We start from the raw sequence: 22658 nt of genomic DNA on the forward strand, positions 1-22658 counted from the left end.
GCCTGTTCCGTAGCTGTCAGACTGGACGGGTGGCATCCAAGAAACCTCGCATCCTGCAAGACGGTCGCGATATGGCGTGGTCGTTGATCCCGCTGCTCGTGCTGATTCTGTTCATCGCCGCGATCGCCAGCCAGTGCGAGTTCAAGCCCGGCGGACCCACAGCGGGCCCGGTGCCGAGTTTCGACATCGATGCCGGTCTGAAGTACGACGCGACGGAACTCGCATTCCCCATCCGTCATCCCGAGGTCCCCGAGGGCTGGCAGCCCAACTCCGGTAGCCGCAGCATCGTCTCCGGTAACCAGGGCGGCGATTCGAGCACCGTCGGTTTCATCACTCCGGAGGGTCGCTACGTGCGTTTCACCCAGTCGGATGCCGGTGAGGACGAGCTGGTGCGATTCGTCGCCGGGGGAGCCCGCACCGCCACCGACAGCCGCTCGATCGAGGGGCACGACTGGGTGGTCTACGGCGGCGAGGGAGTCGAAGCGCTCTGGGTGTCCGACTTCGGCGACGTGCGCATCCTGATCGGCGGCTCCGGCGACGAGGCCGAGCTCACGGCGCTGGCCATCGCTGCGGGCAGGGCCGAACCGCTCGAACCCTGATCCGGGCCGGGCCGGGCCGGGCCGGGGCGGTCGAGGTCAGTCCTCGTCGTCTTCGTCTTCGTCCTCGTCGTCCGCGAGCGAGAGTGCCTGCTCGACGCGTTCGCGGGCGCCGGCGAGATGCTCCTCGCAGCGTTTCGCGAGGGCCTCGCCGCGTTCCCACAGCTGCAGAGAGTCGTCGAGGTCGAGTCCGCCCTGTTCGAGCATCTTCACGACGTTGACGAGTTCGTCCCGAGCTCGCTCGTAGCCGAACTCCCGCACATCGGCGTTCGCGTCGTCGGTTCCCGCGTTCGTCACTGTTCCTGTCTTCCTTGTCGTTCGTGTCCCATGACGGCGGCGCGGGCCGCGCCGTCCGCAACCCGCACCCGCAGCTGGGTGCCGATCGGCATCTCGCCGAGTGTGCGTACCACCTCCGGGTCGCTGCCCGGCACGATCCGCTGGACCACGGCGTAGCCACGCGCCAGGGTCGCCGCGGGGCCGAGGGTCCCCAGCCGCGCCCGCAGATGTTCGAGTGTCGACGACTCCGACGAGATCAGCCGGGTGACGTCGCGTCGTGCCGCCTGCTGCAGCCGCTCGAGCTCCTCGTATCGCCGGTCGAGGTCGCGGAACGGATCGGCCAGGACGGGACGCTCGCGCATCTGCGCGATGACGTGTTCCTCCCGGCGCACCCAGTTGCGCAGCGCCGCCGCCGACCGAGTCCTCAGCTCGTCGACCAGATCGAGTTCGGCGACGGCATCGGGCACGACGCGCTTCGCGGCATCGGTGGGGGTCGCGGCCCGCAGGTCGGCGACGTGATCGCACAACGGACTGTCGGGCTCGTGGCCGATCGCGCTGACCACGGGGGTCGTGCATGCGGCGATCGCGCGGCACAGCGCTTCGTCGGAGAACGGCAGCAGATCCTCGACGCTGCCACCGCCACGGGCAAGAACGATCACGTCGACGTCCGGATCGCTGTCGAGCGCCTCGAGAGCCTCGATGAGTTGTGTGACCGCGGTGGGGCCCTGCACCGTCGCGTGGCGAACGTCGAACCGCACGGCCGGCCAGCGACGCTGCGCGACCGACAGCACGTCGCGTTCGGCTGCGCTGCCGCGGCTGGTGACCAGGCCGACGCGGCGCGGCAGGAACGGCAAGGGTCGTTTCAACCGCGGGTCGAACAGGCCCTCGGCGGCGAGCAACGCGCGCAGCCGCTCGAGGCGCGCGAGCAGCTCCCCGATGCCGACGGCCCGGATCTCGGTGACCCGCAGCGCGAGGCTGCCGCGACCGGGCCAGAAGGTCATCTTCCCGAACATGATCACGCGGCTGCCCTCGGTGATCGGCACCCCCGACTGCTGCAGGAGCTGCGGTGAGCAGGTCACCTGCAGGGACATGTCCACCGACGGGTCGCGCAAGGTCAGGAACGCCGTCCGGGTGCCGGGACGGGCGTTGATCTGGGTGACCTGACCCTCGACCCAGATGGTGCCGAGCTTGTCGACCCACCCGGCAACCTTCTGGGCGACGGTGCGGACGGGCCAGGGCTGCTCCGCGGAGTTCGGTCGTCCCGCGTTCTGTCCGGCCGTCACTTGTTACGCGCGCTGGTGATCCGGTTCGACAGCATCGTCACGAACGGAGTACGCGCGGCGTGAGCATTCTCGTAGTCGAGCAACGCTGTGAGTTCGTCCACCGACAGCGTGCGCAGACGGGCCCGCAACTGGGCGAGGGTCAGCGAGTCGTAGTCGAGGTACTCGACGATCTCGGACCGGTCTCCGGAGGCCTCGGCGACCTTCGTGTCCGTGCCTTCGGCGGACTTCGTGCCGGCCTTCTCCGCTGCCACCTTCTTCTCGGGCGCTTTCGAGGTCGCCGCACCGGACTTCGCCGGTGTGACCGCCGTCTCGGCGGCAGGCGCATCGGTCTCGGTCTCCGGCGGGATCGAGTACAGGGCGAATCGGCCGGGAACGCCGTTCGACGCGGCATTCGTCGAGGGAGCGGCGTCGTCCGACGACGAGGAGCCGTCGTCGTCGAAGGTCGCCCACTGTGCGGTCTCGGCGGGCTCTCCTCCGAAGACCTCGAAGAACTGGTCGCCCTTGATGGCGAGCGAGGTCATCACCTGTTGCACCCGCATCGTCGTCTGCAGGATCTGGCTCACCGTCGTCATCGGCAACGACACGGCTGTGCTCGGCAGCTTGAGGGTCTCTTCGTACGCGGTGACAGCAACGCCGGCAGCCACCCGTGCCAGGAACGGTGGACGGATCATGCCCCAAGACTGCCCGATGATCGGCGTGATTGGTAGCCGGGTGAGCCCCTCGGTTGCGAGCTGGGAAGCCCCTCTCCGACGCGCCCCGTAGTCTGGAGGCATGTCTGCGCCTGTTCCACTCGAAGTCGGGATCACACGGTCCGCCGGTCCCTCTGCCTCCGGAAAGCGCGTTCTGCTCGCCGAGCCACGCGGTTACTGCGCCGGCGTCGATCGTGCGGTCGAGACGGTCGAGAAAGCGCTCGACAAGTACGGCGCGCCGATCTACGTCCGCAAGGAGATCGTCCACAACCGCCACGTCGTCGACACGCTTGCCGAACGCGGCGTGGTCTTCGTCGACGAGACCGACGAAGTGCCCGAAGGCGCCGTCCTCGTGTTCTCGGCGCACGGTGTGTCTCCCGCGGTCCACGAATCCGCCGCTGCCCGGCAGCTGCGCACCATCGACGCCACCTGCCCGCTGGTGACGAAGGTCCACCAGGAGGCCAAGCGTTTCGCCCGCGACGACTTCGACATCCTCCTCATCGGTCACGAAGGGCACGAGGAGGTCGAGGGAACCGCAGGTGAGGCCCCCGACCACGTGCAGCTCGTCGACGGCCCCGACGCCGTCGACTCGGTGACCGTGCGCGACCCGGAGAAGGTCATCTGGCTGTCCCAGACCACCCTGAGCGTCGACGAGACGATGCAGACCGTGCAGCGCCTGCGCGAGAAGTTCCCGCAGCTGCAGGATCCGCCGAGCGACGACATCTGCTACGCCACCCAGAACCGGCAGGTCGCGGTGAAGGCGATGGCGCCCGAGTGCGATCTGGTGATCGTCGTGGGGTCGCGGAATTCGTCCAACTCCGTGCGACTCGTCGAGGTGGCTCTCGGTGCAGGTGCCCGGGCGGCCCACCTGGTCGACTACGCCAAGGAGATCGATCCGGCCTGGCTCGAGGGCGTCGAGACCGTCGGTATCACCTCGGGTGCGTCGGTCCCCGAGATCCTCGTCCAGGGCGTCGTCCAGTTCCTCGACGAGCGCGGCTTCCACGACGTGCAGTCGGTGACGACCGCCAACGAGACCCTGGTGTTCGCCCTGCCGCGCGAACTGCGCGCGTCGCGTCGTTCCTGAACAGGTAGTCCCTGAAGCGAAGACGACCGGTCACCGCCGTGAATCGGCAGGTGACCGGTCGTCTTCGTCGTTGTGCCGGTCAGTCCTCGTAGCGGTCGCGGTACCGCACACGCGGGGGCTCGTAACTCTGCGTGGGTGCGGGTGCGGGTGCGGGTGCCGGACGGCCGGGTTCCGGCTCGGGTGCCGGACGGCGCCGCGGCTCGCGTCCCTCCGGCGGCACCGGATCGGCAGGTCGGGAAGCACGAGCACGCTGAGCAGATCCTTCGGCACGGACACGCTGTGCACGAGGAGCGGGCTGCTCGGCCGCCGGAGACTCGGGGCGGGCGCGGCGACGCGGACGGGTGTCGGCGACCTCCCGGACCGACGCCTTCGCGGCCGGCGTCCCCCGGCCCGGGGTGGCGGTCGACGGTCGTCCCCGGGTCGCGCGCCTGGTCGGACGGTCGTCCGCGGCTCGGGACGGGCGGTCCTTCGGGGCACGCGGCTTCGCGCGCTCGCGCGGCGCCCGGGCCCGCACCCCGGTGTTCTGGCGGGTCGCGAAGATCCGGAAACCGCCGATGGCCAAGACCAGGACGGTTGCCAGCAGCATCGCCGGGAAACGGTTCACCAGCGGATAGGCGACGTTGAGCGCGAGATCCTTCAAGCCACCGGTGCTGCCGGAGGAGACGAGCTCCTGACCGATCGGCACCGCGAGGAGCAGCAGCAGGGGCGGCTGGGCCATGGCCGTGAACAGTCCGCGATAGCGCACCGCCACCACGGCCGCGAGGCAGCCGAGCACATAGAAGACGGTGAACGCAGTGGTCAGTTCGTTCCCGCGTGCGCTGTCGAGCAGCACCCCGAGAAGCGTCGTTCCGGCTGCGATCGCCACGGCACCCCACCAGGGCACACCGGGCACCGTAGGCACCAACGACCGCATGTCGAGCGGCACCGCCGAACGTGCACGTTGGGTTGCAGACACAACGTAGACATTAGCGTGACGATGTCAGCTCGCTTCGTCGACAGGACCGTCCGCGACGGCTCGTTCTGTCAGGGTGCTGCGACGCGGCCACGCGTCGACACGCTGGACCTCGGGCACCTCGCCGTCGAAGATCTCCAGGTCGTGGAGTTTGCGGGCCGTCACTCCCACCCGGGTGTCCATCGACGAGACCGTCAGGTTGAACGAATCGACCGCCTTGCCGAGCTGGTTGCCGAGCCGGTCGAGGTGCGAACCCACCACACCGAGCCGTTGGTACAGCTCACGGCCCAGCCTGTGGATGGTCGCCGCATCGCGGGAGAGTGCTTCCTGCCGCCAGGTGTGGGCGATCGTGCGCAGCAGCGCCACGAGCGTGGTCGGGGTGGCAAGGATGACGTTCCGGGTGAAGGCGTGCTCGAGCAGATCGGGATCGGCGCCCAGCGCGGCGTCGAGGAACGGATCGCCCGGCACGAACAGCACGACGAACTCGGGCGTCGGGTCGAAGGACTCCCAGTAGGCCTTGCCCGACAGCTGGTCGACGTGGGTGCGCAGCTGCCGTGCGTGGCGCGTGAGGTGACGGTCGCGCTCGTCGGGATCCTCGGACTCGGCGGCATCCAGATAGGCGGCGAAGGGCACCTTCGCGTCGACGACGATCTGCTTGCCCCCGGCGAGGTAGACCACCAGGTCGGGGCGCATGCCGTCCTTGCTCACCTGGGTGTCGAAGTCGCAGTGCCGCACCATCCCGGCGAGCTCGACGACTCGTTCGAGCTGGATCTCGCCCCACCGTCCGCGCACCTGCGGCGCGCGCAGAGCGGTGACCAGCTGCTGGGTGCGTGTGGACAGCAGCTGCGACGCGCGGTGCATGCCTTCGACCTGCTCGCTCAACCCCGCGTAGGCGTGCACGCGGTTGCGTTCGACGTGCTCGACCTGTCGGGCGAGCGCCCCCACCGCCTCGTTCAGCGGGCCGACGAGTCGCGACACCTGGTCGCCGATGGCACCGGACTGCCGCCTGGCGGCGTCCTCGCTCACCGCAGCGAGCGATTGGCGCAACTGCTCCTCGTTGTCGCGCAGGGCCGCCAGCCGGGCCTCGGCACGGACTGCGCGTTCGCCGTCGCGGGAGGCTCGGAGCAGCCAGCCGAGCACCACCCCGAGACCGAGTGCGACGAGCAGGCCGAGTGCCGTGAGTGCTGTCATGGGGCGGATGATGCCGCATCGAGGCGACATCCACCCGGCATCCGGGGATGTCGGTCCTCTCCTCTACCGTCTGTGCCATGCGGATCCTGCACACCTCCGATTGGCACATCGGCCGCACTTTCCACGGTGTCGACCTGCTCGCCGACCAGGCGCGTGCGTTGCGGGCCGTCGCCGATCTCGTGGCCGAACGCGGGATCGACGTGGTGGTCGTGCCGGGCGACGTGTACGACCGGTCCATCCCCAGTTCCGATGCGGTGGCCGTGTGCAATGCAGGACTCGAGGCGATCCGCGAAGCGGGGGCGATCATCGTCGCCACCTCCGGCAACCATGATTCGCCGGTCCGGCTCGGGGCGGGGGCCGCTTTCGCAGCGCACGGCGGTCTGCACCTGATCACCCGCGTGTCGCAGATCGGCAGCCCGGTCGTCCTGCACGACGAACACGGCCCGGTCTGCTTCTACGGCATCCCGTATCTCGAGCCCGAGATCGCCCGGGCCGAGCTCGGTGTCCCGGAGGCCCGCTCGCACCAGCAGATCCTCGACGCGGCGATGGAACGCGTGCACGCCGACGCCGCGGATCGCGACGGCCGCACCGTCGTCCTGGCCCACGCCTTCGTCGTCGGCGGCGAGCCCAGCGACTCCGAGCGGTCCATCTCCGTGGGTGGCGTCGAGACGGTCGCCGCGTCGTCGTTCGACGGCGCCGACTACGTCGCACTCGGTCATCTGCACTCTCCTCAGACGGTGAGCGAGACGGTCCGGTATTCGGGATCCCCGTTGCCGTACTCCTTCGGCGAGCGCTCGCACCGCAAGGCGGTGTTCGTCGTCGATCTCGACGCATCCGGTGCGGCGTCCGTCGAGCGTGTCGATCTTCCGGTGATCCGCGAACTCACCCGTCTCGAAGGCGAACTCGACGATCTGCTCGCCGATCCGGCGCATGCCGGGGTCGAGGATCACTACGTCTCCGCGGTGCTGACCGACGCGATCCGCCCGCTCGATGCCATGCGTCGCCTGCAGGAGCGGTTCCCCTGTGCCGTGCATGTCGAATGGCAGCGACCGGCCGGGTCCACGGAGGGCAGCTATCGCGACAAGGTGCGCGGGCGCAGCGACCGCGACATCGCCGCGTCGTTCCTCACCGATGTGCGTTCCGAACCGTCCGAGCGCGAGCGCGACTGGATCGACGACGCGCTGAGGGAGGTCGACCGCCGTCGCGGTATCGGCGACGAGAACGGCGCGTCGTGGCGAACGGACGTGTCGGCATGAGACTGCACCACCTCGAGATCGCGGCCTTCGGTCCGTTCGCCGAGACCGTCGAGATCGACTTCGACGAACTCGGCGCCGACGGCCTGTTCCTGCTGCACGGTCGGACGGGCGCGGGTAAGACGTCGATCCTCGACGCGGTCGCATTCGCGCTCTACGGCACCGTCCCCGGGGCGCGTGCCGACGGCCGCCGGTTGCTGTCCGACCACGCGCGTGTAGGTGCGGTGCCGAAGGTCCGGCTCGAAGCGACCATCGCGGGTCGCCGGCTGTGTATCGAACGCAGCCCCGAGTTCGAGCGCCCGAAGCTGCGCGGCACCGGCACGATCAAGCAACAGGCCAAAGCCACTCTCACGTGGCTCGACGGGTCGGGGGAGAACCTGTCGCGGATCCCGGAGATCGGCGATGTCGTCAAGTCGCTGCTGGGAATGAGCGCCGAACAGTTCTTCCAGGTGGTGCTTCTGCCGCAGGGCGATTTCGCCCGGTTCCTGCGCGCAGGCAGCGAGGAGCGCGGCAGGCTGCTCGAGCGACTGTTCGACACCACCCGTTTCGGAGACGTCGAACAATGGTTCCGTGATCGCCGGGGAGCCGGGACGAAACTGCTTGCCGAGCAACAGAAGAAGGTCGAAGTACTCGCGGCGAAGGTCGCCGCGTCCGCCGGGATCGAAGCGGGCGCCGACGCCGACCCGGTGGAATGGGCCGGTCGGCTTCTCGCCGAGGCCGCGGAGAACCGCGACGCCGCCGCCGCGGCGCTCGCGCGGGTCCGCACCGTCGACGAAGCCAATCGGCGCAGGCTCGACGAGGTCGTCGCTCTCGCCGACCGACTCCGCCGGCGCCGCGAGGCACTGAACGTCCTCGCCGAACTCGAGCAGACGCAGCCGCAGCGTGCCGCCATGGCGGCCGAACGCGACGCCGCGCATCGAGCGGTGGGTGTGACCGTCGTCGATCGGGAGGCCCACCGCCTCGCACGCGAGGCCGAGGCGGCTGCCGCCCGTGCCGAGGCCGCCGCGGTGCCGCTCGGGAACGACGACGAGGGTCGCGAACTGCTCGCCGCGATCGGGCCCACGCCGTCCGCCGCCGATCGCGACATCATCCGCCCACGCTGCGAGCAATGGTCCTCGGAGGCAGCGCGTCTCGATGTCCTCCTCGACCGCCGGCGCCGCCTCGCCGAGATCGAAGCCGAGCGCGAGAATCGCGCCGGGCGCCGGCGTGCCCTCACCGACGAGCGGCAGCAGGTGATCGACGAGCGTGTCGCGCTGCCCGAGCGGTCGGCCGCCGCCGCCGATGCGGTCGCCGAGGCCGAGCGGGCAGCGGCCATGCTCGCGGGTCTGTCGACCGCACGCGCCCACGCGGCCGACGCACTCGAGGCAGCCGTCGAACTCGCTTCGCGCCGAACCGAACTCGATCGCCTCGAAGGCCGGGTGCTGCAGCTGCACTCCGAATTCAACGAGGCGCGCGCTGCGCACCTCGACGTCCGGCAACGGCGGATCGACGGGATGGCCGCCGAACTCGCGGCACGTCTCACCGACGGAGAACCGTGTGTGGTCTGCGGTTCCACCGAACATCCCGCGCCTGCCCGCCCGGCGCCCGACACCGCGACGAAGGCCGACGAAGAAGGCGCCCACGCCGCCGAGCAGCGCGCCGCCACCGCGCTGGCCGAGGCGCGCGAGGCCGCCACCGACCTCGCCGGGATCGTCGCCGTTCTCCGGCAGCGTTGCGGCGACGTCGAACTCGCCGAGCTCACCGCCGCCCACGCCGAGGCGGTTCGCGCCCACGACGAGGCCGCCACCGTTGCGGGCCGGCTCGACCACCTGCGCGCGGTGGTCGAGGATCTGCGCAAGCGCGACACCGTCCTGGCCGAGCAGGAGAAGCGGCTCGACGCCGAACTGTCGGATCTCGCGCGCGAGGACGCAGTCCGCGCCGCCGAGATCACCGAGATCACCGAGCGCATCGTCGAGGCCGTCGGCGACCTCGATCTGCTCGCCCCCCGGCGCAGGGCGGTCGCCGCGTTGTCCGCCGCCGCGACCGCACTTCTCGATGCCCGCACCGCGGCCCTCCAGGCGCGGACGGCCGCCGACGAGCGTGCCGCCGACGCCCGCACTGCTGCCGTCGAGGCGGGTTTCGCTCACCTGGACAGTGCTCTCGCCGCGGTCCGGCGGCCCGAGCGACTCGCCGAGATCGACCGCGTCCTGCGTGCTGCCGACGACGAACGCGCCGTCGCCGGCTCCACGCTGAACGACCCCGCGATCGCCGCCCTCACCGGGGACGAGGTCGCCGACGTGACAGCGGCCCGCACGGTGGTGGACGACGGTGCCGCCGCGGTGGAAGCCGCTCTGAGTGCGGCCACCGAGGCCGAGCGCCGGCACCTCGACATCGAGACCTACACCCGGCGGCTCGAGCAGGCCTGCGCCGAACTCGCTCCGTTGCTCGACGAGCACGCCGAACTGTCCGCGCTCGCCGACGTCGTGGCCGGGATGGGCTCGAACGCCAAGAAGATGTCGCTCCGCTCGTACGTGCTCGCGGCACGACTCGAGGAGGTCGCCGACGCGGCCTCCGAACGGCTCCGCAGGATGTCCGGTGGCCGTTACGAATTCGTGCATTCCGACGCGGTCGAGAGCCGTGGCCGTCGCGGCGGTCTCGGCCTCGACATCCACGACGAGTACACCGGCGCCGTGCGGTCGACGAAGACGTTGTCGGGAGGGGAGTCCTTCCAGGCGTCGCTCGCGCTCGCCCTCGGGCTCGCCGACGTCGTCGCCGCCGAGGCCGGTGGGCTCGTGCTCGACACGATGTTCATCGACGAAGGGTTCGGCTCGCTCGACGCCGACTCCCTCGAGGCCGTCATGGGTGTGCTCGACGAACTACGCGCGGGAGGCCGCGTGGTGGGTGTGGTCAGTCACGTCGACGAGATGCGTCAGCGCATCCCGAGCAGGCTGCACGTGATCCGTGGCCGCTCGGGATCCACCGTCCGCGTGGCGAGCTGACCGTCCCTCACTCCTCGGAGGCGGCCGGCTCCGGCGGGGCAGGCTTGGCGTTCTTCGGATCGGGCACCGAGGTGTCGCCCGGAGCCGGCAGTGCCTTCGTCTCGTCCTCTCCCTCCCGGGCGCGTTCGTCGATCTGTTCGCCGATGTAGCGGATGACCACCGCGGTCACCGCCGCAGCAGGAACGGCCAGGAACGCGCCGATGATGCCGAACAACGACGATCCCGCCGTCACCGCGAGCAGCACCACGGCCGCATGCAGATTCATCGACCGCGACTGCAGCACCGGCTGCAGCACGTTTCCCTCGATCTGCTGCACCGCGATGATGAGGACGAGCACGATGAGCGCCGTGGTGAAGCCGTTTGCGACGAGCGCCACCAACACGGCCAGCGCACCTGCGACGAACGCACCGACGATGGGTACGAACCCGCCGATGAACGTGAGGATCGCCAGCACCGGGGCGAGTGGCACTCCGAGGATCACCAGGCCGATACCGATGAACAGAGCGTCGATGAAGCTCACCAGGGCCTGCGTGCGGATGAACCCGCCGAGCGTGGTCCACATCCGCCTGAGGATCTCGTCGAAATGGCGTCCGGCGCGGCGGCCGCTCACCCTGCGCAGCCAGGGCAGGAACCGCGGGCCGTCCTTGATGAAGAAGAACGCCAGCACAAGGACGAGAGCGAGCGTGACGAGCAGCGAACCTGCCGTGCTCACGCCGGAGAACACACCCCCGGCGATCGTGGCGGCACTGCCCTGCACTCGCTCGACCACCGCGTGGACGGCATTGTCGAGCTGCTCGTCGCGCAGATTGATCGGGGGTCCCTTCACCCACTCCTGCACGGTGTTGATGCCTTCGGTGGCCTTGTTGGCCAGGTCGGGCATCTGGGACACCACCGAAGGCACGATCCCGGCGATGATGCCGCCGACGACCGCGAAGAACATGACGAGGGTCAGGCCGGCCGCGCCGGCCGGCGGCACGCCACGTTTGGTCATGAAACGGGTGGGGGGCCACAGAATCGTGGAGACGACGATCGCGAGCGCGACCGGCAGTACGATCACCCACATCTTCTCGATGATCCAGCCGATCACCACGGCGGCAGCAGCGATGACGACGAGGCAGGCCGACCACTTGGCGAGCCAGATTCCGCCCGTGCCCAGCAGGCTTGCCCGGTCGGGTGTCACCGACGGCTTCTCACTGCTGTTGCCGCGGGGCGCGGTCTTCGATTCGGTCAACGACGGTCCTTCCGACATGTATCGAGCTCGATACCGATCGACAGTCGCCAATCTACGGTCACCGAGCGCCGCGCGTGATCCGGACGACACGACGGAAACGGCGATGAAGGGTCCCCGTCCGTGGCATTCTCGAAACGTGACGAACCGAACGAGCACGACCCGACGTCTGCGTGTGTCCGCTGCGACTGTGGCGATCGCCGCCGCCTTCGCGCTCACCGCGTGCAGCTCCGACGACACTCCCAGCGACGAGGACGTGCGCTCCTCGGCGGATGTCGCGGTCACGAGCGTTCAGGAGCAGGCAGAGGGCGCCATCTCGTCGGTGCAGAGCGTCGCGTCCAGCGCGGCCGAGCGGGCCGGCGACATCTTCGACAAGGCGAAGCTCGACGTCTTCGTCGCGGCCTTCCGCACCGGTTACCCGCAGCTGTCGGCCGACCGGGAGACGCAGGACATCGAGTCCATCGTCACCGAGACCTGCCCTCTCATCGACGAGGGTGCATCCGACCAGGAAGTGAACGCGAAGGTTCAGGAAGTCGCGGCCAACGGATCGACCGTGCCCGACGAAGATCAGGCTGCGCGCATCGCGCAGTTGGTGCGCGTGGCGTGCGGGTGAAGTGAGCCGGGGGTGGCCGCGTAGAATACCGATTCCGTGAGCCTTACCCTCGGAATCGTCGGTCTTCCCAACGTCGGCAAGTCGACGCTGTTCAATGCGCTGACCAAGAACGATGTGCTGGCCGCGAACTATCCGTTCGCCACCATCGAGCCCAATGTCGGCGTCGTCGAACTGCCCGATCCGCGGCTGAACCGGCTCGCCGAGATCTTCGGTTCCGAGCGCATCCTCCCGGCGACCGTCTCGTTCGTCGACATCGCCGGCATCGTGAAGGGCGCCTCCGCGGGTGAGGGCATGGGCAACAAGTTCCTCGCCAACATCCGCGAAGCCGACGCCATCTGCCAGGTCGTGCGTGTGTTCGACGATCCGGACGTGGTCCACGTCGACGGCAAGGTCGACCCGATGGCCGATATCGAGGTCATCGCGACCGAGCTGATCCTCGCCGACCTGGAGACGATCGAGCGGGCACTGCCGCGACTCGAGAAGGAATCCCGCAAGAACAAGGAACTCGTCGCCCAGCTGGAGGAGACGAAGAAGGCGCAGGCGATCCTCGAGGACGGCCGCACCATCTTCTCCGCCCAGGCCGAGGTGAAGAGCGAGCTGCTGCGCGACCTGCACCTGCTCACCGCCAAGCCGTTCCTGTACGTCTTCAACGCCGACGAAGCCGTCCTCACCAACGAGGAGCGCAAGGAAGAGTTGCGTCAGGCGGTCGCCCCGGCCGACGCGGTCTTCCTCGACGCCAAGGTCGAGTCCGAGCTCCTCGAGCTCGACGAGGACGAGGCGATGGAGCTGCTCGAATCCATCGGCCAGACCGAGGCCGGTCTGAAGCAGCTCGCGCGCGCCGGTTTCCACACACTCGGTCTGCAGACCTACCTGACGGCGGGTCCGAAGGAATCGCGAGCCTGGACCATCCGAAAGGGCGACACCGCCCCCAAGGCGGCCGGCGTGATCCACACCGACTTCGAGCGCGGCTTCATCAAGGCCGAGATCGTCTCCTTCGCCGACCTCGACGCGGCCGGTTCGATGGCCGAGGCGAAGGCCAAGGGTAAGGTCCGCATGGAGGGCAAGGACTACGTCATGGCCGACGGCGACGTGGTGGAGTTCCGCTTCAACGTATAGCAGCGTGCCGAATCTCCACTCCTCGCGATCGTGCGCAGCTCGGACCGGTCGATCGAGGGCGCTGCCCCTACACTCCGGAGCCGTCGACGAGACCGGCGTCGAGCGCCAGGACTGCCGCGTGTGTGCGGTTGCGCGCACCGAATTTGGCGAGGATCGACGACACGTGTGTCTTCACCGTCTCCCGGGTGACGTGGAGCGCTTCGGCGATCTCACGGTTCTCGGCACCTCGCACCAGCGCCTCGAGAACTCGTAATTCGGTCGGGGTGAGCGCCGGTCCGTTTCGGGCACGGTGGCGCGGCGTCGACATGAGATCGCGTACTCGTTCGGGAAAGAGGACCGAACGACCACCTGCGACGGTACGTACCGCGTTCGCCAATTCCGTGGCTCCGCTGCGTTTGAGGACGAAACCGGAGGCTCCGAGCCGTAACGCCTCGACGAGATAGGCGTCGTCGTCGAAGGTGGTCATCATGACCACCGCCGGTGCTTCGGGCGATCGCACGATTCGGCGCGCCGCTTCGAGACCGTCCAGTCGGGGCATCCGGACGTCGAGCAGCAGCACGTCGATATCGTCGCGCTTCTCGGTGAGTTCGATGGCGCCGACGCCGTCGGTGGCGGTCGCGACCACGTCGAGGTCGTCGACCGCCCCGAGGATCGTCGCGAGACCGTCGAGCACGAGTGGATCGTCGTCGACCACCGCGACCCTGATCACGATCCCTCCAGCGGGAATCGTGCCCGTACGATCCACGATCCGTCCTCCTCGTGGATGGTGAGAGTGCCCTCCGCGTGGTCGGCGCGGGTGCGCATCGTCGTCAATCCCATGCCTCGGCGACGGGAAGCGACACCCGGACCGGGGGAGCCGGTGGAATCTGCGATCCCGTTCCGCACGAGGATGTCCAGGATGTCGCCGTGGTTCAGTTCGACGCAGATGTGGCCGTCGCCGTGGCGGAGTGCATTGGTCAACGCCTCGCGCACCACTTCTACTGCTGCGGTCGCGGTGGGTTCCACGAGTCGCTTCGGCGGATCACCGGATTCGACGAGGTCGGCACCGGCAAGATCGGCCATCGACCGTATCTCCTCGAGGGGGTGCCCCCGGGCCGGTGCATCGTCGCTCGGTGCGGTCAGCCGGCCGATGGTGTTGTCCAGCTGTGCGAGAGCCGCACGGCCGAGTTCCTCGATCGCGTCGAGATGCCGATTCTGTTCCTGCGAAACGGCTTTGGCTGCCTGTGCTTGCACGGTCATGGCCGTGAGTGTGTGGCCGATCGAATCGTGCAGTTCGTGGGCGAGGCGTGTGCGCCACGTGAGTTCGGTGTTCGCTGCGCGAAGTTCGTCGAGACGGTCGGTGGCGGTCGGTGCGAGCATCATCGGAGCGAGTCGTCGCTCGAGGATCGCGGTGCCGACGAGCACTGCCAGGGCGACGATCACCGCGCCCAGCCCGATCGCCGCGCGCACCGGTGTCGGCATGCCGGTGAGAATCCCTGCCGATCCGACCCGCTCGGCAGGGAAGAACAGACCCACCCCACTCGGCAGACCGATCAGCAGTGCGATGAGTGCAACGGAACCGAGTGCCATGCTGGTCAGCGCCCACCACAGACCTTGCCGGCGTGCCGCCCAGTCGTGTGGATCGCGGGTATCGGGCACGGTGACGTCGAGGAGAGTCCGGGCCGCGGTGACCTCGAGGGATCTCACGCCCGGCGCGGTGAGGACCGCGCCTACGACGACGATCGTGAGCGCACCGAGCGCCGACACTGCCACGGTGATCTCCCAACGCCCGAGATCGATGTTCGTTGCGATCGCCGCACCGAACAGCACGCCCAGAGCGGCAACCGACGACGCCGCGGCCGCACCGATGAGCACGTGCACGCCGGCGAGCAGGACACGGGAGATCGTCACCGACACATCGGTCATTGAACCTCATGGAGGGCGCGCGGTGCCTCCCCCACACGGGGGAGAACGAACCCGTCTCTCGGGGGAGGTGATCCGATCCGGGAAGCGGGACCGTCGGAACATGAACACGATCTCTGCACCTGTACAGCACGCACCCGTCCCGATACAGCGAGTCCTGACAGCCGTGTCGATCCTGGCCTGCCTGCCCTATCTCGCTCTGAAACTGTCCTGGCTGAGCGGCTTCGATGTAGGTCTCGGTCCTGCCGCGGCGGAGTGGGGCACCACGATGTGGGTCATGAATCTGGGTACGGCGGCGATGGACTCGTACGCCGTGTTCCTCGCGGTCGCGTTCATCGCGTCGTGGCGCCGGCGCGTTCCGGACGTGGTGATCCTGGTGCCGATGTGGATCGCATCCGGTTTCCTCGCGGTCATCGTCGTCGGTCTGCCCGTACAGCTCGCGCTCGGAGTCGACGCGACCGCGCCGGCGGAGGAACCCGTCGTACTCGAAACCTGGGTGTGGTCTGTGGTCTACGCAGGCTTCTTCGTGCTCGGCGTCTCGCTGCTCACGAACTTCGCACTCGATGCACGCGCCCACTACGTGCCTCGAATCCGTCGTGCCTCCGGCGACGGCCGCATACTGCTCGTCGCAGCCACACTCGCCTGTGGTGTCATCGCCTCGAAGATCATGGGTTTCGTCGAGTCGGGTTTCGGTGGCACGGGTGTCGCCGACGCGACTCTGATCGGGGCGGCTGTTGCGGTCGTGCCGTCCCTCGCCTACGCCCAGCGGCGCGGGAACACATCGGCGGCGGTGTGCGTATGGTTTGCCGGTGCGCCCTTCTTCTCGATAGGGACGTACACGCTGGTGCTGACGGTGGTGCCACACGATCTCGCCGACATCCCCGGGCATGCCACGATCAGTGGGGTACTCATGCTCGCGCTGGGTCTGGTTGCGGGGTGGACGTTGCACAGCATGCTGGGCCGGCCGGTCGTGCTCGACGGCCGCCGAACCGCCCCGGAGCCGACAGGACGGACATGAGAATTCGCCCGAATGCGCTCAGCTTCCCCACATCTGCGCTTCGTCCGGGGTGCACCGGGTGAGGAAGCGGCAGAGCGTCATTCCGCGCGGGCCACGCCCCAGCGAACCACTTCGAGCGGTCCCTCCTCCGACGTCGGAGGTTCGAACCGCTCGAAGTACTCCGTCGCCGTCCGCTCGGTCAGCGGCCAATCGTCCGCCCACCTCCCGTGCCGGTCGCCGAGCCGGCCCAGGATGGTCTCGAGATCCGTCGCGATGTACACGGTCTCCGGCACGATGCCCTGCGGTGCGAGCAGTGTGCGGAACTCGTCACGTTGTCGCCGGAACCAGAATCCGAAGTCGAGCACGACATCGTTTCCCGCCGCGACAAGGCGCAGCAAGCGCGCCTTCAGATCTGCCGCCACCTCGGCAACGACGTCGGCGGAGGGCATCGTCGTGATCCCGCGATGCCAGAACTCCACCTCATATGACAAACGCGTCCAGCCCTCGTGCTCCAGGCGCTTGGCGTAGGTGCTCTTGCCGGCACCGGCCGGCCCGCACATCATCAGGACGCGAGGTCCTCGCGTCCTGTTCGCTGCCACCGGGCCGACGGTACACACCGCCACTGACATCGAGACCGGTACGCTCCGCTCGTCGCTGATCCGAATCGGATCGGACACGACACAATCCACACGCCCCGGGTGTCGGGGCACCGCGTCAGGTGGAGGCCTTCTCGGTCTTCGGTGACAGTCTGCCGAGCACCGCGCTTCCGATGATGCCGACGATGATCATGCCTATTCCGACGGCGTCGGGTACCGAATCGGTGACCCACCCGAAGATCCCTGCGACCAGCACGAAGGTCGGCAACCAGTCGATCAGCCTCAGGATGGACGGGGCAGGTTCGGACTCACCCTGCGTCGCCGCGAACTGCGCGCCGGCGTAGTCCGGATAGAACTCGGTGAAGGAGACCGCGAAGAAGATCGCCGCGAGCTGGAGCACCCAACCGGTCCAGAAGTTGCCCGGGTCGCGCATCACGGCGTCACCGATGAGCCCGACGATGGCGGAGAAGGTGAACGCACCCGCCCAGACCGCGGAAATCACATAGTTGATCTTCATGAACAGAGGAGACGTCCAGTAGTCCTGGGGCGTCTCCTCCTTCGCATAAGGAAGGGTGAACGGCCTGCGCGCGATCAGGGTGGTGAAGACGAACACAGCGAGCGCGATGTTGGTGAGTTCACCGGCCCAGATCTCCATCCAGTCGATCACCCCGTCCGATGCGATCAGGCCTACCGCGGCCAGCACGACGAAGAACGCCGCGCCGAACACATCGAGGGCGTGAATCTTCACGCCGCGGCGCATGCCTGCCCACATCGTCAACAGGACGAGACCGAGAGCGAAACACACCGCTTCTTCGAACCGCCCCGGGGCAGACAGGACGGACATGAGGATCCACGGTGCGATGCCCGACAGTGGTGACCGGAGGTAACCGTCGACGACCTTGGTCATGCCTACCAGCGTATTTCGTGGAGCCGGGCACGTCGGATCTTTCGGAGGATCGAGCAGGAATCCGCTCGACCGCCCTCAGCCCTCCGAAACCGGCGCTTCGTCCAGGATGCGCCGAGTGACGAACCGGCGTTCGGCGCCCGACAGGGGGTCGACGAATTCCAGTTCCCGCGCGAGCAGTTGGAGCGGGAGCGAATGGTCGTCCGGTGTCTCGGGCAGCAGGACGGGATACCAGTGGTCGCCGAGGATTCCGATGCCGAGCGCCGCCAAATGCACGCGCAGCTGGTGCATGCGGCCGGTGTGCGGGCGGAGAAGGGTGTGCAGAACGGTTCGTCCCGATCTGCTCACGCCCGACCCGAGCACCTCGAGCAGCGTCTCGGAGTTGGGTTCGCGGGTGTCGTCGACGACGACGCGCAGCTCGCCGCGGCGCGCCTCGATGTGATTGCGGTACAGCACGGGTACCGGACGTCCGGCGATCCGCGGCGCTGCCGGATCCCACTCCGCCGGAAGAGCCGATACCGCCTCGTACACCTTGGTGACCCGGCGCCTCTCGAACAGTGACTGGTAGGCGCCGCGGGTTGCGGGCCGGGCCGAGAACATCACCAGTCCGGCGGTCGCCCGGTCGAGGCGGTGGATCGGTGTCAGATCCGGGTTGTCGAGACGCGTCCGTAGCCGGACGAGCGCCGACTCGCGCAGATACCGTCCACCCGGCGTGGTCGGCAGGAAGTGCGGTTTGTCGACGACGACGAGGTCGTCGTCGATATGCAGGATCTCCTCGTGGAACGGTACCGGTTCCTCGACGGGCAGATCGCGGTAGTACCAGACGAATCGGTGCGTTCCGAGCTCGGTGCTCCGGCCGATCGGTTCTCCGTCGATCCCCACGATCTCGCCGGTGTCGAAGCGGTGGTAGAGATCGTCGGCGTCCAGGTGATCGAATCGTGCGACGACGTACTCGGCGACCGTCGCCCACGGGCCCGAGGTGGGAACACGCAATCGCGTGGGCCCGACCCCGTTCCTGACGGGCAACGGCGAGGGCATCGGCACGTGCCCCATCCTCCCATCGAACCGGGAACGGGTTGCGCCTCGGGTGAGGGACGGTGATGCGGGGATGCGTCCGGGAAGCGGCGCAGCGTCTCATGTACGCCTGCCGGGGACGACCGACACCGTTCTGCCACCATGTCCGCATGACTGCACCGGCCCGGCTCGGCATCCCGACCGGCACGCTCGCGCTGCTGGCCGCCCTGTACTTCGCGCAGGGCCTGCCGTACGGGTTCTTCACCCAGGCGCTGCCGGTGGTACTCCGCGAGTCGGGTTTCTCGCTGATCGCGATCAGCGCGACCGGTGTGCTGTTCGCGCCGTGGGCGCTGAAGTTCCTGTGGGCGCCGTACGTCGATCATTACGGAACCCGGCGGCAGTGGCTGCTCTCGCTCCAGCTCGCGGCGTCGGCGGTGTCGTTGATCCTCGCGTGCCTCGATCTGTCGTCGACGCTGCGGTGGCTGCTCGTCGGCATCGCGGTGGTCAACGCACTGTCGGCGACGCAGGACGTCGCGACCGACGGCCTGGCCGTGCACCTGCTCGGACCGAGACAACGCGGACTCGGCAACGGTATCCAGGTCGGCGCGTACCGCATCGGGATGATCGTCGGCGGGGGAGCGCTGCTGTGGGTGTTCTCCCTCGCGGGCTGGCGCAGCCTGTTCCTCGCGATGGCCTTCCTGCTGGTGCTGACGACGATCCCGGTCTGGCGGCTGCCGCGCACGGAGCGACCGGCCACGCCGGATCAGGAGCCGAGGAGCGCGACCCGCATGACCGTCGCGTGGTGGGCACGTCTGCGCCGCCCCGGGATGCTCGCGTTCATCCTGCTCATCGGCGGTTTCAAGTTCGGCGATTCGATGGGATCGGCGATGGTGGGGCCGTTCATGTCCGACTCCGGCCTGACCCTCGGGCAGATCGCACTGGTCAAGGGCGTGTTGTCGTCGGCGGGCGCACTGGGCGGCGCCGCGCTCGGTGGATGGCTGTGTTTCCGGCGCGGCCGCCGCCAGGCCCTGCTGATCGGCGGCGTCACGCAGACCGCGAGTCTCGCGCTGTATGTGGTCGCGTCGCTCGGTTACGGCGGATTCGGGCTCCTCGTCTCCGCGAGTCTCGCCGAACACATCCTCGGTGGTGCTGCGACAGTCGCGGTGTTCACGCTCATGATGGACGCCGCGGACCAGGAGCATGCCTGCAGCGACTACACCCTGCTCGCGTGCGCGATCGTCGTCGTGCAGGGCATCGCGGGATTCACCGCCGGTGTCGTCGGAGACGTGTTCGGTTATCCCGCGCTGTTCGGTACGAGCCTGGTGCTGTCGGGAATCGGATGTGCCGCCCTGCTGATCGCCCTCGATCGGGGCGTCGGACCGAGCGGCGTGCACAGGGTGTGGAGAAGTGGCGCGGGACGGGCGATCTCGCGTCCCCGGTGACCTCACCGCGACCGGTACTGCCGATCACCGCGACCAGTACTGCAGCATCGGTTCCTCGGCGAGCACCGTCGACCCCTCGGAGATGACGAGAGCGCTCGACGAGATCCGATACTGCACACCGGCGTTCGTTGCGGTGAAGCCGTCCCCCGAAGGCGCGGGATCGTCGATCTCGATCGCCGCGCCGTCGTTCGTGCGGACACCCTTGTAGTAGTACCGCCCGGCCCCGGTCTCACACACCACGACGAGCGACTCGGCCGTCTGCCCGATGGCGACGGCGGGATTCGTGTGGTTGCACCGTGCCTCGGGGATGCCGACGAAGCCCTGTGCGTCGGTGTCCTCGGAGGCCGGCACGGGCGGTAGCGGCCGCGCGGGTCCCGTCGCGGGGGCGGGATTGCCGGTGGCCGAGAGTTCGAGATCCTCGATCCGCAGGGCCACATCTCCTGGGAGCACGGTGACGTAGCTGTTGCCCTGCACGATGCTGTTGGCCGTGATGCACTCGAAGTCGCCCGTGAGGCACGACAGTCGTTCCCAGTAACCGCCGAGCGAATCCGTCGGGCGCAGCGCGTATTCACCGGGGGTGATGTCCACCCCGACCTTCAAGGTGCCGTTGGTCGGGAAACCGCTCGGGGTGGCAGGCCGGCTCGTCTGCGCTCGGGGTGCTGACGGACTCGCCTCTGCTCGCGGCGCGGGTGATGCGGACGGCGACACGGTGACCGTCACGGTCGACGGGGACGTGCGTGCAGCGGCGGTGCTCTCCGATTCCGGATCGGCTGAGCGGGTCAGGGTGACGACCAGGGCGGCGACTGCGGCGACGACGGCGACGAGCAGGGCACCGCCCACGAACCACGGCCACTTCGGTCGTCGCGGCGGGGTCGGGGCGGGCCAGGGTGGCGGGGGAGCGCCGTAGCCGTAGCCGTATCCGTCCGGCGGAGGCTGCATCGACATTCGGGTCCCTTCGCTGTCGCGGTGTTACGCCTCCTGATATCGCTGCCGATGTCTGCTGCTGTTACGTCAGGCGGGGTGGGATCACCCGGTTTGCTGCAGGTCGTCGCAGGGAAGGGTCAGTTCGGCGAGATCGTCGAGGGAGACGGGCAGCACCCGCGCGAGCGCGGCGATCGTCGCGAACGCAGGGGTGGCCAGTCGTCCGGTCTCGATCTTCCGGAGGGTTTCCGGGGAGATGTCGGCGGCGCGAGCCACCTCGGTGAGCGTCCTGCTGCCCCGGGCTTCGCGCAACCGTCCGCCCAGACGCTTGCCGGCGGCGAGCTGTTCCGGGGTCAGGGGGAGTCGCACCATGGCCGCAGTCTAGCCGGTGCCGGTATGAAAATAACGGCCATGGGTTAGAGTGGTATTTAAATACCGTTTCGTCATCCTGAGGAGTGCCCGTGCTGGAATTGAAGACCCCCCGCGAGATCGCGGCCATGGACGTGACCGGCACGTTCATCGCCGAGTTGCTCGACGACCTCACCGGCCGCGCCCGGCCCGGTGTGAACCTGCTCGATCTCGAGCAGCGCGCGCGGGACATGATCGAGGAACGCGGCGCGGTCTCGTGCTACTGGGACTACGCGCCCTCGTTCGGGCGTGGACCGTTCCACAACGTCATCTGCCTGTCCGTCAACGACGCAGTGCTCCACGGGCTCCCGCACGACTACGTGCTCCGGGACGGCGACCTGCTCAGCATGGACATCGCCGTCTCGATCGGCGGCTGGGTCGCCGATTCGGCCCGCAGCATCATCGTCGGCGCGGAGCGTCCCGAGGACCGGCATCTGGTCGAGGCGACCGAGATGGCGCTGGCCGCGGGTATCGCCGCCGCGCTCCCCGGCAACCGCCTCGGTGACATCTCGGCGGCGATCGGCGCCGTCGCGGCCGACTACGGCTATCCCGTCAACACCGAGTTCGGTGGTCACGGGCTCGGCCGCACCATGCACGAGGATCCGCACGTGGCGAACGCCGGGCGTGCGGGTCGTGGGCTCGTGCTGCGTCCCGGTCTGACGCTCGCCCTCGAACCGTGGTTCGCGGCGGGGACGGACGAGATCGTCTACGACCCCGACGGCTGGACCATCCGCTCCGCCGACGGTTCGCGCACCGCACACAGCGAACACACGATCGCGATCACCGAAGGTGAACCGCTGGTGCTGACGAAACGGGAGCGCGTCACCGAATAGATCCGGACGGCAGGAAGATTCGGAGTAGACACGCGGGTTTCCGCTCGGTCCGTTATGGTCGGTGCACCGACGCGCGAGAGGCGATGCAGATGCCGCTGTACGAGTTCCGATGTGCCGACTGCGGGCCCTTCGACGTCTCCGTTCCCATGAGTGAAGTCTCCGCATCGGCTCCGTGCCCGCGGTGCGAGCAACAGTCTCGTCGCTCTCTCACCCCACCGCGTCTCGGTCGGGGAGGTTCGGCAGCGATGCGCCTGCACGACGCGACGGCCCGTACCGCCTCCGAGCCCGACGTCGTCTCGGGTGCCCTCCCAGGCGTGTCGAGGCGTCCGTCGCGGCCGGTCACGACCGATCCCCGACATCGAACGTTGCCCCGCCCGTGATC

At 68.6% G+C, this 22658-nt stretch carries 23 protein-coding genes; 10 read left to right on the top strand and 13 right to left on the bottom strand.

Annotated features, from left to right (window positions below; genetic code table 11):
- Positions 1–29: 29 nt before the first annotated feature.
- Positions 30–599 (top strand): DUF4245 domain-containing protein, encoded by a 570-nt coding sequence (locus tag PV766_RS09760; RefSeq protein ID WP_255162362.1) that lies wholly within the window; start codon positions 30–32, stop codon positions 597–599.
- 36 nt (positions 600–635) lie between these two features.
- Here the strand turns inward: PV766_RS09760 and PV766_RS09765 are convergent, their stop codons facing one another.
- The 3 genes from PV766_RS09765 to PV766_RS09775 are packed head-to-tail and all read right to left on the bottom strand — an operon-like array spanning position 636 to position 2826.
- Positions 636–893 (bottom strand): exodeoxyribonuclease VII small subunit, encoded by a 258-nt coding sequence (locus tag PV766_RS09765; RefSeq protein ID WP_421096937.1) that lies wholly within the window; start codon positions 891–893, stop codon positions 636–638.
- Complete coding sequence (gene xseA, locus PV766_RS09770) at positions 890–2155, bottom strand: exodeoxyribonuclease VII large subunit (RefSeq protein WP_129976956.1); 1266 nt, start codon at positions 2153–2155, stop codon at positions 890–892. The genes PV766_RS09765 and xseA overlap by 4 nt, the downstream gene beginning before the upstream one ends.
- Positions 2152–2826 (bottom strand): lipid droplet-associated protein, encoded by a 675-nt coding sequence (locus PV766_RS09775; protein WP_129976955.1) that lies wholly within the window; start codon positions 2824–2826, stop codon positions 2152–2154. The genes xseA and PV766_RS09775 overlap by 4 nt, the downstream gene beginning before the upstream one ends.
- A 100-nt stretch (positions 2827–2926) precedes the next feature.
- On the opposite strand from PV766_RS09775, the gene PV766_RS09780 reads away from it, so the two are divergent.
- Positions 2927–3928, top strand: a complete 1002-nt coding sequence (locus tag PV766_RS09780) for a 4-hydroxy-3-methylbut-2-enyl diphosphate reductase (RefSeq protein ID WP_064064589.1) — start codon at positions 2927–2929, stop codon at positions 3926–3928.
- A 79-nt stretch (positions 3929–4007) separates the two neighbouring features.
- Here PV766_RS09780 and PV766_RS09785 read toward each other — a convergent pair whose 3' ends face one another.
- On the bottom strand, positions 4008–4853 hold the full coding sequence (locus tag PV766_RS09785) for a DUF6542 domain-containing protein (RefSeq protein WP_129977290.1): 846 nt from the start codon (positions 4851–4853) through the stop codon (positions 4008–4010).
- A gap of 54 nt (positions 4854–4907) precedes the next feature.
- Positions 4908–6071 carry a DNA recombination protein RmuC gene (locus PV766_RS09790; RefSeq protein ID WP_421096938.1) on the bottom strand — a complete coding sequence of 388 codons (1164 nt, stop codon included), beginning with the start codon at positions 6069–6071 and terminating at the stop codon, positions 4908–4910.
- Between the two features lie 77 nt (positions 6072–6148).
- Here PV766_RS09790 and PV766_RS09795 point away from each other — a divergent pair, with 77 nt between their 5' ends.
- On the top strand, positions 6149–7327 hold the full coding sequence (locus tag PV766_RS09795; RefSeq protein WP_421096939.1) for an exonuclease SbcCD subunit D: 1179 nt from the start codon (positions 6149–6151) through the stop codon (positions 7325–7327).
- Complete coding sequence (locus PV766_RS09800; RefSeq protein ID WP_421096940.1) at positions 7324–10302, top strand: AAA family ATPase; 2979 nt, start codon at positions 7324–7326, stop codon at positions 10300–10302. The genes PV766_RS09795 and PV766_RS09800 overlap by 4 nt, the downstream gene beginning before the upstream one ends.
- A gap of 7 nt (positions 10303–10309) precedes the next feature.
- On the opposite strand, the gene PV766_RS09805 is transcribed toward PV766_RS09800, so the two are convergent.
- Complete coding sequence (locus PV766_RS09805; protein WP_421096941.1) at positions 10310–11551, bottom strand: AI-2E family transporter; 1242 nt, start codon at positions 11549–11551, stop codon at positions 10310–10312.
- A gap of 154 nt (positions 11552–11705) precedes the next feature.
- On the opposite strand from PV766_RS09805, the gene PV766_RS09810 reads away from it, so the two are divergent.
- Positions 11706–12143, top strand: coding sequence for a hypothetical protein (locus tag PV766_RS09810; protein ID WP_006550691.1), 438 nt, complete (start codon positions 11706–11708; stop codon positions 12141–12143).
- Between the two features lie 36 nt (positions 12144–12179).
- The gene (gene ychF, locus PV766_RS09815; protein WP_421096942.1) at positions 12180–13259 is read left to right on the top strand and encodes a redox-regulated ATPase YchF; all 1080 of its coding nucleotides are present in this window, start codon (positions 12180–12182) and stop codon (positions 13257–13259) included.
- Between the two features lie 67 nt (positions 13260–13326).
- On the opposite strand, the gene PV766_RS09820 is transcribed toward ychF, so the two are convergent.
- Positions 13327–14004 carry a response regulator transcription factor gene (locus PV766_RS09820; protein WP_255162373.1) on the bottom strand — a complete coding sequence of 226 codons (678 nt, stop codon included), beginning with the start codon at positions 14002–14004 and terminating at the stop codon, positions 13327–13329.
- Positions 13965–15164, bottom strand: coding sequence for a sensor histidine kinase (locus PV766_RS09825; RefSeq protein WP_255162375.1), 1200 nt, complete (start codon positions 15162–15164; stop codon positions 13965–13967). Before PV766_RS09825 ends, PV766_RS09820 begins: the two co-directional genes overlap by 40 nt.
- 100 nt (positions 15165–15264) lie before the next feature.
- Here PV766_RS09825 and PV766_RS09830 point away from each other — a divergent pair, with 100 nt between their 5' ends.
- Entirely contained in the window at positions 15265–16179 is a 915-nt protein-coding gene (locus PV766_RS09830) for a hypothetical protein (protein ID WP_421096943.1), read from the top strand.
- Positions 16180–16256: 77 nt separating this feature from the next.
- On the opposite strand, the gene PV766_RS09835 is transcribed toward PV766_RS09830, so the two are convergent.
- The 3 genes from PV766_RS09835 to PV766_RS09845 all read right to left on the bottom strand — a co-directional run bounded on the left by PV766_RS09835 (position 16257) and on the right by PV766_RS09845 (position 18711).
- Complete coding sequence (locus tag PV766_RS09835) at positions 16257–16757, bottom strand: AAA family ATPase (RefSeq protein ID WP_242496750.1); 501 nt, start codon at positions 16755–16757, stop codon at positions 16257–16259.
- A 115-nt stretch (positions 16758–16872) separates the two neighbouring features.
- Positions 16873–17661 (bottom strand): hypothetical protein, encoded by a 789-nt coding sequence (locus PV766_RS09840; RefSeq protein WP_371053593.1) that lies wholly within the window; start codon positions 17659–17661, stop codon positions 16873–16875.
- 75 nt (positions 17662–17736) lie between these two features.
- A complete protein-coding gene (locus PV766_RS09845; protein ID WP_421096944.1) occupies positions 17737–18711 on the bottom strand; it encodes a pseudouridine synthase in 975 nt (324 codons plus the stop codon).
- Positions 18712–18842: 131 nt separating this feature from the next.
- Here PV766_RS09845 and PV766_RS09850 point away from each other — a divergent pair, with 131 nt between their 5' ends.
- Positions 18843–20114, top strand: coding sequence for an MFS transporter (locus tag PV766_RS09850; RefSeq protein WP_421096945.1), 1272 nt, complete (start codon positions 18843–18845; stop codon positions 20112–20114).
- Positions 20115–20138: 24 nt separating this feature from the next.
- Here the strand turns inward: PV766_RS09850 and PV766_RS09855 are convergent, their stop codons facing one another.
- Both PV766_RS09855 and PV766_RS09860 read right to left on the bottom strand, forming a co-directional pair.
- Positions 20139–21053, bottom strand: a complete 915-nt coding sequence (locus tag PV766_RS09855; protein ID WP_421096946.1) for a hypothetical protein — start codon at positions 21051–21053, stop codon at positions 20139–20141.
- A gap of 87 nt (positions 21054–21140) precedes the next feature.
- Positions 21141–21407 carry a helix-turn-helix domain-containing protein gene (locus tag PV766_RS09860; protein ID WP_016932378.1) on the bottom strand — a complete coding sequence of 89 codons (267 nt, stop codon included), beginning with the start codon at positions 21405–21407 and terminating at the stop codon, positions 21141–21143.
- A gap of 89 nt (positions 21408–21496) precedes the next feature.
- On the opposite strand from PV766_RS09860, the gene map reads away from it, so the two are divergent.
- Both map and PV766_RS09870 read left to right on the top strand, forming a co-directional pair.
- Positions 21497–22276 carry a type I methionyl aminopeptidase gene (gene map / locus PV766_RS09865; protein ID WP_421096947.1) on the top strand — a complete coding sequence of 260 codons (780 nt, stop codon included), beginning with the start codon at positions 21497–21499 and terminating at the stop codon, positions 22274–22276.
- Positions 22277–22365: 89 nt separating this feature from the next.
- Positions 22366–22656: an FmdB family zinc ribbon protein gene (locus PV766_RS09870; RefSeq protein WP_064064755.1), complete on the top strand. Its 291-nt coding sequence runs from the start codon at positions 22366–22368 to the stop codon at positions 22654–22656.
- The last annotated feature ends 2 nt before the right edge of the window (positions 22657–22658 follow it).

Origin of the sequence: Rhodococcus sp. As11, assembly GCF_048957735.1 — a bacterium.
Classification (GTDB): Bacteria; Actinomycetota; Actinomycetes; order Mycobacteriales; family Mycobacteriaceae; genus Rhodococcus; species Rhodococcus gordoniae.